Genomic DNA, 13,735 nt, shown 5'->3' with positions numbered 1-13,735 from the left:
CGTTTCGAACCCCCGATGCCGTATGGCGCACGAGAGTGCGGAAATCGGCGCGTCAGGCGTCCAGCGCCTGCATCACCGGTTCGGGGATCTCGAAATTGGCGTAGACGTTCTGGACATCGTCGCTGTCATCGAGCGCGTCGATCAGTTTGAGCACGGCGCGGGCGGAGTCTTCATCGAGCGTGGTGGTGGTGGTCGGCCGCCAGTCCAGCTTGGCGGTCTCGGGCTCGCCGAAGCGTTGTTCCAGCGCATCGCGCACGGCGAAGACTTCATCGATGGCGCAGATCACCTCGTGGCCGTCCTGGTTGCTCAGCACATCATCGGCGCCGGCCTCGATCGCGGCTTCGAGCATGGCATCGGCGCTCGCGGCGGCGGCGGGGTAGCGCACCACGCCGATGCGGTCGAACATGAAGGAAACCGAATTGCTTTCACCGAGCGAGCCGCCGTGCTTGGCAAACGCGGTCCGCACGTCCGAGGCGGTGCGGTTGCGGTTATCGGTCAGGGCTTCGACGATGATGGCGACGCCGGCCGGGCCATAGCCCTCGTAGCGCACCTCGACATAGTCTTCCGAGCCGCTGACGCCGGCGGCTTTTTTGATCGCGCGCTCGATCGTATCGCGCGGCATGTTCGACTGGCGGGCGGCAGCGCAGGCGGCGCGCAGGCGGGGGTTGGCGGCCGGGTCCGGCAGGCCCTGTTTGGCCGAGACGGTGATTTCGCGGATCAGCTTGGCGAATTGCCGCGCGCGGCGGATATCCTGCGCCCCCTTGCGGTGCATGATGTTCTTGAATTGGGAATGTCCAGCCATGGTCCGCCTGCGTGATCAATGTTTCGGGTCGCGATGGCGCGACATAGCAGCGGGGCGGCGAAATGTCAGCGGGGAGCGATGCTGCGGATGGCGGCGGCCAGGCGCGGCGCGGTGGCCTGCAGCGAATATGCGGCGGCGACGCGCAGGCGGGCGGCGGTGCCCATGGCCTGGCGGCGCGGCGGATCATCGCGCAGGCGGCGCAGCCGGTCGGTCCATGTGGCGGCGGGTCCGGCCAGAAAGCCGGTGACGCCATCCTCGATGATCGTGGTGTTGGCACCCACCGGGCTGCCGATGGTCGGGCGGCCGGCGGCCATGTACTGGATCAGCTTGTAGCCCGATTTGCCGCGCGCCCAGGCATCGTCCGGCAGCGGCATGATGCCGACGTCGCACTGGCTGATCATGGCCGCCTCGGTCGCCTCGCTCCAGGGCAGGTTGCGGCAGGTGACGCCGGGCAGGGTGAAATCGGGCGCGCCGATCACCAGCAGTTCGAGCGGCGCCTCGGCCGCGAGCGCGCGCAGCGGCTCGGCAAGGCGCGCGAGATAGGGGGCGGTGACCGGCGTGCCGATCCAGCCGATGGTGAAGACCGGGTTGGTGGGCATCGCGGTCGGTGGATAATGATCGAGATCGACCACGGTGGGCAGCAGCAGGACATTGCGCGCCCCTTCCCGCAGCGCCCAGTCGTGCAGGGTCTCGTTGGCGACGATGGTGAGCGCGGCGCGCCGCAGCAGGGCGGGGAATTTGCCGCCGAGCAGGGTGCGGACCAGACGGTTGCGCCCCCGGGCCTCGCCCTCGCCGCCGTAGCGCAGGAACCAGGCATCGTCGAAATCGAGGATGAATTTCTTGTGCGCGCCGAGCAGCGCATGTTCGAACATGGCCGGCAGAAAGGGCAGGAGTTCCTTTTCGATCCAGATGATGTCGTGCTCCTGCACCGCTGCGCGCAGCGCGGGCGCGCGGGCATAGGCGGCGAGCACGGCGGGCAGGCGGCTGCGGCCTTCGTAGAGCGCCTTGACGTAATCATCCGACAGGAATGGCCGGGCCGTGGTCAGGATGCCCTGTTTTGCCAGCGGTTCGGCGTATTGCAGCAGGCGGAGCCGGCTGCTCGCGCCCAGCCGACCGTACCGGGTGGCCATCAGAACGCGTAAGTCGGGCTGGCGCAACGATCTGTCGGCGTGCGGCGCGTCCTGCGGTACGATCGGGTCGGCGATGCGGTCAAGATGGACGCTGATGGACATGTTCCGCCATGAAAAGGTGATACGCGTTTACCGCTTACCCGTGTAATGATCAAAAGCTGAAAGCGGGTTAACGTCGCCGGGTCAGGCCGGATCGGTGCCGATCGCCCCGGTCAGCGCGGGATCGGGCCGCGACGTCATTGTCCGGTGCGCGTTTCGCCCCGTCGGGGCGCCGAAGTCAGGATCAGCCATGCCGCGCCGAGCAGCATGGCGCTGACCATGACGAACGGGGCACCGGGCAGCCGCCAGGGCACATCGCGGCTGAACAGGTCGAACACGAAGGCGCCGGTGAGCGGGGCGGCGATGGCGGTGAGGCCTTCGATCGAGGCGAGGGCGCCCGCGACGCGGCCCTGCTGATCGGCCGGCAAGGCGCGCGAGATCATGCTGCGGATCGCGGGGTTGGCGACCGAGCCGAGCGAGGTGAACGCAATGCCGACGAACAGCCACGCCGGGCTCGGCGCGAGGCCGAACATCATGAAACCGAGCGCGCTGGCGCCAAACCCGATCAGCGCCGCCCCGCGTTCGCCGAACAGCGTGACCGCCCGCTTGACCAGGGTGAATTGCACGATCGTGGATGCGCCGCCGACGGCGGCGAACAGAACCCCGTTCTGCTGCGGCCCCCAGCCGAAGCGCAATTCGGTAAACAGCACCAGCACCGCCTGCAAGGCACCCAGGCCGAACCAGCGCACGCTCCACGCGGCGGCGAGGCGCCAGAGGCGGGGCACCGTCGTCAACAGGCGCATGGCACCCAGGGGGGTCGCATCGCGCAGGCGGAGCGGGCGGCGTTTTTCGACCGGCAGGGATTCCGGCAGGACGAAGATGCCGTAGATCACGTTGACCGCGACCAGCCCGGCCGAGACCAGAAATGGCAGGCGCAGGTCGATCGCGCCCAGAAATCCGCCCAGCATCGGGCCGGCCATGAACCCGAGGCCGAAGGCGGCGCCGATCATGCCGAACCGCTGCGCGCGTTGTTCGGGCGGCGTGATATCCGCGATGTAGGCGCTGGCGGCCGAGACGTTGCCGGCGGTGGCCCCTGCGATCAACCGGCCGATGAACAGCCAGCCGATGGTGGGCGCAAAGGCCAGAAGGATATAATTGGCGGCACTGCCGGACAGTGAAATCAGAATGAGCCGGCGCCGGCCGAACCGGTCGCTCAGCTGGCCGAGGATCGGGGATGCGAAAAACTGCGTCGCGGCGAAGGTCATGCTCAGCACGCCGACCCAGAGGGCCGCATGCGAGATGGGCACGTGCGCGAGCTTTTGCACAAGCTCCGGCAGGATCGGTGCGATCAGCCCGAAGCCCAGCGAATCGATCACCAGAACCGCAAAGATAAAACCCATGATGAGCGTTCGATCCCGTCGTTGCACGCGGTGTGGATGCGCCCGCGCGAAGCAGGGCTCCTGCCCGGTTTTCGGTTTGCTGTCACCTGGGCGCTTTTTTCGGCCGGGCCGCGCCACCATATGGATCGAAACGGGGATTCAGATATGCGAACAATGCGACCGACGCCGGTTACGGACGGCCCGGTGACGATCCCGCCGGCAGAGACGCCCGGGTTGCGCGGGTTGTTGTCGCTTGCGGTGGCTGTGGTCGTCGTCTCCGCGCTGTATTTCGCGCGGGACGTGCTGATCCCGATCACCCTGGCGGTGCTGCTGAGCTTTCTGGTCGCACCGATCGCCGCGTTTCTGCGGCGTTGGCACTGCGGGCGTGTGGGTTCGGTCATGCTGGCGATGGCGTTGCCGCTGGTCGTGCTGCTCGGCCTCGGTGCGATCATCGGCACGCAGGTGACCGCGCTGGTGCGCGAGGTGCCGGCGGAGCGCGCGATCATCGTGCAGAAGATCGATATGATCCGCCATGCGACCATCGGCAATTTCAACAGTTTCGTGAAACAGGCCGGCAAGGAACTGCAGCACGCTGCGGCCCCCAAGGTCGAGCATCACTCGGCCGATCGTGCGCCGCCGCCCGAGCGGGTTTCCGTCGTGCCGCCTCCGATTTCGCCGACCGCGGTTGCCAAGGGCATCATCGGGCCGATGCTCGATCCGCTCGCGATCATGTTCATCGTCTTCACGGTCGGCAGCTTCATCCTGTTGTACCGCGAGGATCTGCGCGATCGCATGATCCGGCTGTTCGGCTCGACCGATCTGCACCGGACCACCACGGCGCTCGATGATGCGGCGGAGCGGCTCAGCCGGTATTTTCTGACCAAGTTTCTGATCAATGCGGGATTTGGCGTGCTGGTCGGGCTCGGGTTGTTCGCGATCGGCGTGCCGGGCGCGATCCTGTGGGGCGTGCTGACCGCGCTGGCCCGGTTCGTTCCGTACATCGGCAGTTTCATCGCCGCTGTGCCGCCGCTTCTGCTGGCGGCGGCGGTCGATCCTGACTGGACGATGGCGATCTGGACCCTGGTGCTGTTCATCGGCGGCGAGACATTGGTAGGCCAGGTGGTCGAACCCATGGTGTATGGCAGGACGACCGGGCTGTCGCCGATTTCGGTCGTGGTGGCGGCGATTTTCTGGGGCTGGCTGTGGGGGCCGGTCGGGCTGCTGTTATCGACGCCGCTGACCCTTTGCTTCGTGGTGCTTGGCCGCCATGTCGAGCGGCTGGAGTTTCTCGATGTGCTGCTCGGCGATCGGCCGGCATTGACCCCGGTTGAGACCTTCTATCAGCGGGCGCTCGCCGGCGATCCGGACGAGGCGCTGGACCAGGCGGAGATCTTGCTGCGGGACCGCTCACTCTGCGGCTATTACGACAGCGTGGTGCTGCCGGCACTGCGGCTCGCCGCCGGGGATGCCGCGCGCGGCGCGCTCTACCCGGGCCAGCTCGGCCGGATCACCGATACCGTCGCCGAGTTGATCGATGGGCTCGACGATCAGGTGGACAGCGACAAGCCCGTGCGTGCAGCCCCCGCGGGGACCGATGCGGGTGCTGCGCCCGCGGAGCCCGTGCCGGCACCGCCATTGGTGCTCCCGCCGCGGGCGCAGCTCGCCCCGGTCTGGCAGGGCGAGACGCCGGTGATGTGCATCGCCGGGCGCGGCCCGCTCGATCGTGAGGGTTGCGCCATCATGGCCCAGTTGCTGGCCCGGCATGGTATCGGAACGCGCATCGTGCCGCACGAGGCTGCGGCGCGGACCCATATCGCGAGCCTCGATACGGACGGGATCGCGCTGATCTTTCTGTGCTGCCTCGATATCGCGGCCGCACCTTCGAGCGTGCGCTATCTGGTGCGGCGGTTGCGCCGGGCCTCGCCCGACGTGCCGATCGCGGTCGGGTTCTGGACCACCAAAGCGGATTACGAACGCTATGGCGATTTCCAGGCGGCGATCGGGGCGAGTCTCTATCCGACCTCGCTGCGCGACGCGGTGGATCAGATCCTGGCGCAGGCGATCGCAACGGCGCAGGTGGCGCCGGTTGAAGTGCGGTCAGCCGATCATGAACCAGAGGCGGAAGAGCATGTTTTCAAGCTCGGTCTGCCGCTTCAGCCCGGGGCAGCGTAGGGCGCGCGAGCGCGGGGCCACGCCGCCCCGCAATCCTTCGCTGATCCGCGCCACGTCGCAGCGCGCCTGCTCGGTCAGAAATTCGGCATGGGTGGCGAGCTGCCCGACGTGGCGGCGCATCATGGTCATGAAAATGCCCGGGCCACGGCGCAGCGCGGCCACCGCGCGGGCCAGGGTGGAGGGCGGCGAGCCGATCAGGTTGGCGCGGTGCTGGCGATAGAGCACGACCGGTTTCGGGTCGATCAGCACGACCCCGCCGCATGCGGTGATCACGATATAGCTCCACCAATCATGCACCGTGCCGGGCGGGCCGGGGATGCGCGCGACCAGGTCGGCCGCCGCCCGGTTCATCACCATCGTGTTGCCATGCACGATGTTCTGCGTGAGGCTGGCGGGAAACCCGGGCTTGTCGCCCGGCAGGATCGACAGATTATGGCCCTGCAGATGCTCATCGACCAGATACTGCCGGGCGCAATACAGCATGGCCTGGTTGCCGGCGGTCTTCAGCGCGGCCCGGGCGCGCGCGAGTTTATCAGGAAGCCAGACGTCGTCCTGATCCGCGAAGGCAACCGCATCGGCGTCCGCCGCTTCGGGCAGCAGGGACAGGAAGCTCTGCGCCGCGCCGAGATGCGCGCCTGATCCGGCGGTTTCCCGGCACCGGGCGGGGCCGATCTTCGCCGTAAAACGGGCCATGATATCACGGGTATCGTCGGTCGAACCGTCATCGCGCCATATCACGCGCCAGTCGCTGTCGGTCTGGCGCTCGAAACTCTCCAACTGCTCGGGCAGGAAGTGTGCGCCGTTGTAGGTCGAGAGCAGGATCGCGATCATGGCGAGCGGTCGGCCTGGAGCATGGCGGTGATCACCCGCTGCGTCGCATCGTGCCAATCGGGCAGACGCAAGCCGAACACCGTGGCGAGTTTGCCGCCATCCAGCCTGGAATCGGCGGGGCGCTTTACCGGTGTTGGCCAGTCGGCGGTGGTGATCGCGGTGACCGCCGGGCGGGTTTCGCCCTCGGCGGCGGCGATGTCGAAGATCGCCTCGGCAAACCCGTGCCAGGTGGTCTCGCCACGATTGGTCGCATGGAAAATGCCCTGGAACGCGGATTGCCAGCCGCCATCCTGGATCTGCCCGGCGATGGTCAGGATCGCCGCCGCCAGATCTTCGGCCGCCGTCGGTGTGCCGCGCTGATCGCCCACCACACGTAACGCACTGGTCTTGCGCGCGGCGTTGATCATGGTGCGTGCGAAATTCCGGCCACGGGCGGAAAACACCCATGATGTGCGCAGGACCATCGCCATCGCGCCCGACTCGAGCACCGCGCGCTCGCCGGCTTCCTTGCTGGCGCCATACACGCCCAGCGGCGCGACCGGATCGGTTTCGACATAGGGCGCACCCTTGTCGCCATCGAACACATAGTCGGTCGAGATATGAATGAGCGGAATCCCGGCATCGCGGCAGAGACCGGCCAGAATCGCCGGCCCGTCCCGGTTCGCACGAAACGCCGCCTCGTGGTTCTGCTCGGCCGCGTCCACCGCCGTCCACGCCGCGGCGTTGATCACCAGCGCCGGGGCGACAGCGGTGAAACACGATGTGATCGTCACCGGATGCTCGAAATCGAAGACCGGCCGGCCCACCGCCTGATACGCACGCCTCGACTGCGCCGCCAGCGCCATGCCCAATTGCCCGGTCGCGCCGGTGATCAGGATCGGGCGATCGGCCATGTCAGGCATGAAACCAGTGTTCGCACGCGGCGAGACGCGGCAGCAGCACATCCTTGTCCGACAGGACCGCCTGCCCGGGCGGGGCCGGCCAAGGCAACGCAAGGTCGGGGTCGTTCCAGATCACACCGCGTTCGGAGGCTTTGTCGTAGCCGGCGGTCACCTTGTAGATCACCTCGGTATCCGGCTCGAGCGTGCAGAACCCGTGCAGGAAACCGCCGGGGATCCATAATTGCCGCCCGTTGGCGGCCGATAGCTCGGCCGCGACGAATGTGCCGAAATCCGGCGAGCCCTTGCGAATATCGATCGCGACATCCCAGATCGACCCCCGCACGCAGCGCACCAGCTTGCCCTGGACGTACGGTGCCACCTGGCAATGCAGGCCTCGGATCGTGCCGGTCTGGGCGGAATAGGAATGATTGTCCTGCACGAACGCATGATGAAAGCCGAGCGAAGCCAGCTTGGCCTGATTCCAGCTTTCACTGAACCAGCCACGCTGATCGGCAAACCGCGGCGGTGAGATCAGCAGAACATCCGCAATCGCCTGTGGCTCGATCATGGGTGCATCCCATCCGCCAGTTCGATCAACACCCGCCCCAGCTCCGTCTTGCCCAGTTTCAAAGCCCGCCCCCGCAACGTCGCCGCATCGATGAAGCCCATCCGGAACGCGACCTCCTCCGGACAGCCGACCAGATTGCCCTGCCGCTGCTGGATCGTCTGCACGAAGGTGGCCGCCTGCAACAAAGAGTCCGGCGTGCCGGCATCCAGCCACGCTGTACCGCGTCCCAATCTTTCGACGTGCAACGAGCCGTTTTCAAGATAAATCCGGTTAAGATCGGTGATCTCCAGCTCGCCGCGCGGCGACGGGCGGATCGCATGGGCAAACTGCGTCACCCGATCATCATAGAAATACAGCCCGGTCACCGCCCAGTTCGACGACGGGACTGCCGGCTTCTCGACAATCTCGACCGCCCTTCCCGCATCATCGAAGCGTACCACACCATAACGCTCCGGATCGCGCACCTGATAGGCAAACACCGTCGCCCCCTCCGGCCGCGCCGCCGCCGCCCGCAACGAGACCGACAAATGATCCGCATGGATCAGATTATCGCCCAGCGCCAACGCACACGCCTGCCCCGCCAACCAGGCCTCGCCGATCAGAAACGCCTGCGCCAAACCATCCGGCGACGCTTGCTCGGCATAGGTGATCGTGACACCGAACTGCTCCCCATCCCCCAACAAACGCCGAAACTGCGGCAAATCCGCCGGCGTCGAAATCAACAGAATGTCCCGAATGCCCGCCAACAACAAAGTCGATAACGGATAATAAACCATCGGCTTGTCATAAACCGGCAACAACTGCTTCGACGTCGCCTGCGTCGTCGGATGCAACCGCGTCCCCGACCCACCGGCCAGGATAATGCCCTTGGTGATCATGGTGAGAGGACGGTGCTGGTCGCGAGGAACGCCGGGGCTTCGCCCCAGACCCCACCAAGGGGCAGCGCCCCTTGGTGGGGCTTGGGGCGAAGCCCCGACTTTCTGGCGATCAGCACCGTCCTCATGCCGCGGTCCCCAGGCGTTGGCCGGCGTAGCGTGCGGCGCGGATGGGTTGCCACCAGGCGGTGTGGCCGAGGTACCAGTCGATGGTGCGGGCGATGCCGGTTTCGAAATTATGGGTGGCGTGCCAGTGGAGGGCGGTTTCGGAGGTGGTGGGGTCGATTTCGTAGCGGAAATCGTGACCGGGCCGATCGGTGACGAAGCGGATCAGGCGGCTGCGCGGGCCGGCGGGGTCGGGGATTTTTTCGTCGAGGATGCGGCAGATGGTGGTGACGACGTCGAGGTTGGTGCGGGGCTGCCGGGCGCCGATGGCGTAGGTGGCGCCGGGTGTGCCGTTGAGGGCGATGAGCGCGAGGGCTTCGGCGTGGTCATCGACGAACAGCCAGTCGCGCATATTCGAGCCATCGCCGTATACGGGCAGGGGTTTGCCGTCCAGGGCGTTGAGCAGGACGAGCGGGATGAGTTTTTCCGGGAACTGCCAGGGGCCGTAGTTATTGGTGGTGTTCGAGACGATGGTTGGCATGCCGTAGGTGTGGTGCCAGGCGCGCACCAGATGATCGGACGCGGCTTTGCTGGCGGAGTAGGGGCTGCGCGGATCGTAGGGTGTGGTTTCGGTGAAGGGCGGGTCGGAGGCTTCGAGCGCGCCGAACACTTCATCGGTCGAGATGTGGTGGAACCGGAAGGCGGATTTGCGTGGTTCGGGCAGGGCTGACCAGTAGGTGCGTGCAGCTTCGAGCAGGATGAAGGTGCCGGTGATATTGGTATTGATGAAATCGGCCGGGCCATCGATCGAGCGATCGACGTGGGATTCCGCGGCGAGGTGCATGACCAGATCGGGCTGGTGGGTGGCGAAGGTGCTGCGCATGGCGGCGGCATCGGTGATATCGGCGCGGATCAACGTATGGCGCGGGTTGGAGCGTGCGGCGTCGAGCGCGTCTTCGGATGCGGCATAGGTCATTTTGTCAATGTTGATAACATCATGACCGGTCGTTGCGATCAGGTGGCGGATCACCGCGGAACCGATGAAGCCGCAGCCGCCGGTAATCAAAATCTTCATATAAAATACCCAGTTTGTCTGGCGTGATGCGATTGATTGGTCGTTAGGGTGGAGGAAGAAAGCCTTAAGGGTTGTTTAAGCAGGCCCGGTAAAATTGTGCAACGCAATGTCGGTTTTTGCGACGCCAAACCGGCCGGCAAGGCTGGCGAGGTCGCTGGTCTGGCGATGCCGTGCCGCCTCATCGAGATCCAGTTTTACGGCAGCGATTTTGTGTATGCGCGCGATTTCCTCGAGATGGCGCCGGGCATCGAGGGCTGCGGTGATGCCGCGCTCATGGCGGCGGTGGATGTTCAGGGGTTCGGCGAGCCAGATGACGCTGGCATCGGTCGCGGTCAGAATTTCGAGATAGAGCCGCCAGTCGCCGGCGAGTCTCCATTCCGCAAGGTCGGGCCCGAGGCGGTCGAGTGCCGCGAGCAGGGCGCTGCGGCGGAACAGGACGCCGCTGACGTTCAGGATGAGGTTGCGGGTGGCGAGAAAGCGGGTGGCGAAATCCCGTCCGCTCGTCACGAAGGACCGATCGAGGTCCGGCGCACCGGATTCGACGTAGTAGTTCTGATAGTCGGGCATCAGGATTTTGCCGGTGGCGTCGATCGCGCGGGAATCGGTGATCGCCATCACGGCGTCGGGCGCGTGCATGAGGGCATCGGCGAGGCGGCCGATCATGCGGGGGTCGGCCTGATCATCGGCTTCGGCGATCCACAGGAAGTCTCCGGTCGCAAGGCTAGCCGCGCGCCGCCATTGCGCGAACACCGAACCGCCGTTGCTGGCATTGCGATGCAGCGTGATCGCGCGCCGCCAGTCAGCGGCGATGCGCAGGGCTTCGGCGACCGAGCCATCGGTCGAGGCGTCGTCGAGCAGCAGGACTTCAGTGAGCGGATAGGTCTGGCCGAACACCGAGCCGAGCCGGTCGGCAAGGTAGTCACGGTAATTATAGCTCAGCACGGCGCATGAGATGCTGACGAGGCTGGGGTGGGCGATGCGGAGCAGCTTCGCGGCGTAGGTCGGGAAATCGAAATGCCGCTCGGCAATCGCGGCGAGGCGCCGGCGGTCGGCTTCGAGGGCGGTATGATCGAGCCGGTCGAGGATGGCGGTTGCGAAGGCGGTGACATCGCCCATCGGCACCGCGGCGCCGGTTTTGCTCGCCCGCAGCAGGTCGGGGATGCCGCCGGCACCGTCGAAGGCGATGCTCGGCACGCCGGCGGCCATCGCTTCGATCACGGTGCTCGGCAGCGGGTCCTCGCGTGAGGTGAGGGCGTAGAGGTCCGCACCGGCGTAGGCGGTCGCGACGTCATCGTCGAAAGCCACCATATGGAACCGGCCGGTGGTGGCGGCGGCGGCGATTTCGAGGCTGAGGTAGTCGCGAATCCACAGATGCGCCTCGCCCATCCAGAAGAAATGCACGTCCTCGCGCACTGCCGCGATCTGGCGAAACACCTGCAGGAACAGGTCGAACCCTTTGCGCAGATCGGCGAAGCCGACGCCGAGCACGACGTAATCGCTGGCTTCGAGGGCGTGGTGCGTGCGGAATGCGGCGCGCGCGGCGTTGGAAAACCGGACACCCTGGTAGTTGCCCTGCGCCAGGACGTGCAGGTTCGGCGGTGTCAGTTCGAGGGCGGTGCACAGCGCATCGCGCACGAAGGCCGATGAGAATACCGTGGCGCGGGCGGCGGCCATGCCCTGGCGGGTGACGCCGCGCAGCGCGCGTTCCTGCACCAGGCGCGGCATTTCGTGGATCAGCAGGGTGGCGGCGATGCCGGCCTGGGCGAGCAGGGTGCAGACGCGCGAGGAGGCGGCGCTGTTGACGATGGCGCAGGCGATGCCCCGGGCGCGGTAGCGGGCGATATGTGCGAGCAGCGCGCCTTCGTCGGGTGCGACATCGGTGATGCCCTCGGCCTGATAGGCGCCGATCAGTTCGCCGCCGCCGAGCAGCAGGATGCGTGGCACGATACCATGCTGGCGCCGCAGCGTGCGCGCGAGGTGCAGCAGCAGCAACTGGGCGCCGTGGTTGAGCGCGTCATGGCCGACCAGCAGGATGTTGCGCGCGGTGTCGCTGTCCTGCAGCCCGGTTGCGGCGCGGCCGGTGGCGTTGAGGAATGCGGCGCCGAAATGCAGGTCGGGTTCGAGATAGGCCCCTTCCGCCCATTCGTTCCACGCATTGATGCAGACGATCGCCTCGCCGAACACCGGCCGGCGGCGCGCGCGGTCGATCAGGCTGGCGAGCCAGGTTTGATAGGCGGTGGGGGTCGCGTTATGCAAAATCACGCCGCCTTTGCCTTCGCGCCGCGCATCGTTGTCCCAACCCGGCACAACGGTGCGGATCAGCGGATAGGCGGGGTCGGGCGCCGCGAGCGAGATGGCGGCAATATCGTCGTAGGTGAACACGTCGCTGGTGAATTCGGGGTCGAAATTGTCGAGCGTCGCGTTGATCTTTGGCGCATCGACCACGAGTTTGTGGGGCGGGAATTCCACCGCGCCGTCCAGCCCGTGGCGGGTCGGGTCGTAATCGTGAAAGCTCTGCGCCATGAACAGCAGCGGGTTTTCGCCGTGGCGTTCCCTGAACAGGGCGCGCCACCGCCCGATCGTGGCCGGCCCGTCCGGGATCAGGGCGGCGCGATAGATCATCAACAGCGGGCGGCCTTCGAGGCGGATGTAGCGCGGGTCGGCGAAATGCCTCGCCAGATCGTCGACAAGGGCGATATCGTCCTCGGGTTCATAGTCCTGGGCCAGCAGGATTTCGCGTTCCTGGCCGTCCCACCGGCGGGTCCAGTTTTCATTGGCCCACATCAGGCAGAATTTCGTATCGAGCGTGGGATCGCCGAGCAGGCGTTCCAGCGGGTTTTCCAGCAGCCGCCTGCGGTTGAACCAGTAGTAATAGAACACGAAGCCGCCGATGCCGGCCGCGCGCGCCAGTTCGATCTGGCGGGGCAGGATGGCCGGGTCCTGCAGCGAATAATATCCCAGATCGCGCGGCACGCGGGGCTGGTAATGGCCGGCGAAGCGCGGGGTGGCCCGGGCGAGGTTGGTCCAGTCGGTAAAGCCGGTGCCCCACCAGGCGTCGTTTTCCGGGATGGCGTGAAATTGCGGCAGGTAATAGGCGAGCAGCGTCGCGAGACGCGGCGCGCCGGCGGGCAGGGGCTGGATGGTTTCGAACGCGGGTGAGGGCCGTGTGGCGCTGCGGACCGCGCCGGCCATCAGGCGCTCCCGCTCGGGGCGTTTCGGCAGAAACCGTCCGCCCCGGTTCGCGATGTAGTGCAGGAGCGGGTTCTGCCCGCCGATATCCTCGGCGTAGCGGCCGCGGTAGAAGGCCGTGTCGAAATCGGGCGACGGGTCGCGTGATTCGACCACGCCGAAGGCACAGAAATGTTCGAACGGGTCGGATTTGGTCGCTGCGACGTCCGGGTTCTGTTCGAGATACCAGGTCGGGTTGAACACCGGCACCGGGCTCACCTGGCCGGTCCGCCGGCGGTTCAGGAAATCGGCGAGGGCGAGGTGTGATTGCGGCACGCCATAGGCCTCGCGATACCACAGCGCGTGGAACATCGGCGATGGGTCGCGGCCCTCGCGATCACCGAACTCGATGTAATGGACCAGCGGGTTGAGGTCGGCGGCGGCGATGTCCGGGTTCGTGTTGCGATAATAATCGGGATCGAAATACGGATTGGGCTTGCGCCCGTTGCGCCAGCCGATCACGCAGAAATGCACGATCGGCTCGGCATCCGTCGGCAGATCGGGGCGCTGGGCGGTATAGAATCCGGTGTCGAACAGGCCGCTGGCTAGGATGATTGCGATCTCGCGCGCCAGTTCCGGCGCGATATCGACGAGCCGAGGTCCGGTCTGGTCCATTCTAGCGAATCCGCTCCCTGATCACACTTTTCTCA

The 13,735-nt window shown here is 66.4% G+C and carries 10 protein-coding genes; 1 reads left to right on the top strand and 9 read right to left on the bottom strand.

What is annotated here, in order from left to right:
- Positions 1-52 precede the first annotated feature (52 nt).
- The 3 genes from AruPA_RS07615 to AruPA_RS07605 all read right to left on the bottom strand — a co-directional run bounded on the left by AruPA_RS07615 (position 53) and on the right by AruPA_RS07605 (position 3,371).
- Positions 53-802 carry a YebC/PmpR family DNA-binding transcriptional regulator gene (locus AruPA_RS07615; RefSeq protein WP_265636073.1) on the bottom strand — a complete coding sequence of 250 codons (750 nt, stop codon included), beginning with the start codon at positions 800-802 and terminating at the stop codon, positions 53-55.
- A gap of 65 nt (positions 803-867) precedes the next feature.
- Positions 868-2,034 (bottom strand): glycosyltransferase, encoded by a 1,167-nt coding sequence (locus AruPA_RS07610; RefSeq protein WP_265636072.1) that lies wholly within the window; start codon positions 2,032-2,034, stop codon positions 868-870.
- Between the two features lie 134 nt (positions 2,035-2,168).
- A complete protein-coding gene (locus tag AruPA_RS07605; RefSeq protein WP_408858584.1) occupies positions 2,169-3,371 on the bottom strand; it encodes a TCR/Tet family MFS transporter in 1,203 nt (400 codons plus the stop codon).
- A 153-nt stretch (positions 3,372-3,524) separates the two neighbouring features.
- On the opposite strand from AruPA_RS07605, the gene AruPA_RS07600 reads away from it, so the two are divergent.
- A complete protein-coding gene (locus AruPA_RS07600) occupies positions 3,525-5,522 on the top strand; it encodes an AI-2E family transporter (RefSeq protein WP_265636070.1) in 1,998 nt (665 codons plus the stop codon).
- On the opposite strand, the gene AruPA_RS07595 is transcribed toward AruPA_RS07600, so the two are convergent.
- The 6 genes from AruPA_RS07595 to AruPA_RS07570 all read right to left on the bottom strand — a co-directional run bounded on the left by AruPA_RS07595 (position 5,448) and on the right by AruPA_RS07570 (position 13,700).
- Positions 5,448-6,353 carry a glycosyltransferase gene (locus AruPA_RS07595; protein WP_265636069.1) on the bottom strand — a complete coding sequence of 302 codons (906 nt, stop codon included), beginning with the start codon at positions 6,351-6,353 and terminating at the stop codon, positions 5,448-5,450. The two genes, AruPA_RS07600 and AruPA_RS07595, sit on opposite strands and share 75 nt — an antisense overlap.
- On the bottom strand, positions 6,350-7,246 hold the full coding sequence (rfbD, locus tag AruPA_RS07590) for a dTDP-4-dehydrorhamnose reductase (RefSeq protein ID WP_265636263.1): 897 nt from the start codon (positions 7,244-7,246) through the stop codon (positions 6,350-6,352). The genes AruPA_RS07595 and rfbD overlap by 4 nt, the downstream gene beginning before the upstream one ends.
- A gap of 1 nt (position 7,247) precedes the next feature.
- Positions 7,248-7,802 carry a dTDP-4-dehydrorhamnose 3,5-epimerase gene (gene rfbC / locus AruPA_RS07585; RefSeq protein WP_265636068.1) on the bottom strand — a complete coding sequence of 185 codons (555 nt, stop codon included), beginning with the start codon at positions 7,800-7,802 and terminating at the stop codon, positions 7,248-7,250.
- The gene (rfbA, locus tag AruPA_RS07580; protein WP_265636067.1) at positions 7,799-8,680 is read right to left on the bottom strand and encodes a glucose-1-phosphate thymidylyltransferase RfbA; all 882 of its coding nucleotides are present in this window, start codon (positions 8,678-8,680) and stop codon (positions 7,799-7,801) included. Before rfbA ends, rfbC begins: the two co-directional genes overlap by 4 nt.
- 121 nt (positions 8,681-8,801) lie before the next feature.
- Positions 8,802-9,857, bottom strand: a complete 1,056-nt coding sequence (gene rfbB / locus AruPA_RS07575) for a dTDP-glucose 4,6-dehydratase (protein ID WP_265636066.1) — start codon at positions 9,855-9,857, stop codon at positions 8,802-8,804.
- 75 nt (positions 9,858-9,932) lie between these two features.
- A complete protein-coding gene (locus tag AruPA_RS07570; RefSeq protein WP_265636065.1) occupies positions 9,933-13,700 on the bottom strand; it encodes a glycoside hydrolase family 99-like domain-containing protein in 3,768 nt (1,255 codons plus the stop codon).
- Positions 13,701-13,735 lie beyond the last annotated feature (35 nt).

The sequence above is a fragment of the Acidiphilium sp. PA genome (assembly GCF_026191915.1).
GTDB lineage: Bacteria > Pseudomonadota > Alphaproteobacteria > Acetobacterales > Acetobacteraceae > Acidiphilium.
The sequence above is the reverse complement of the archived record's forward strand: the minus strand, read 5'-3'. Positions and strand labels throughout refer to the sequence as shown.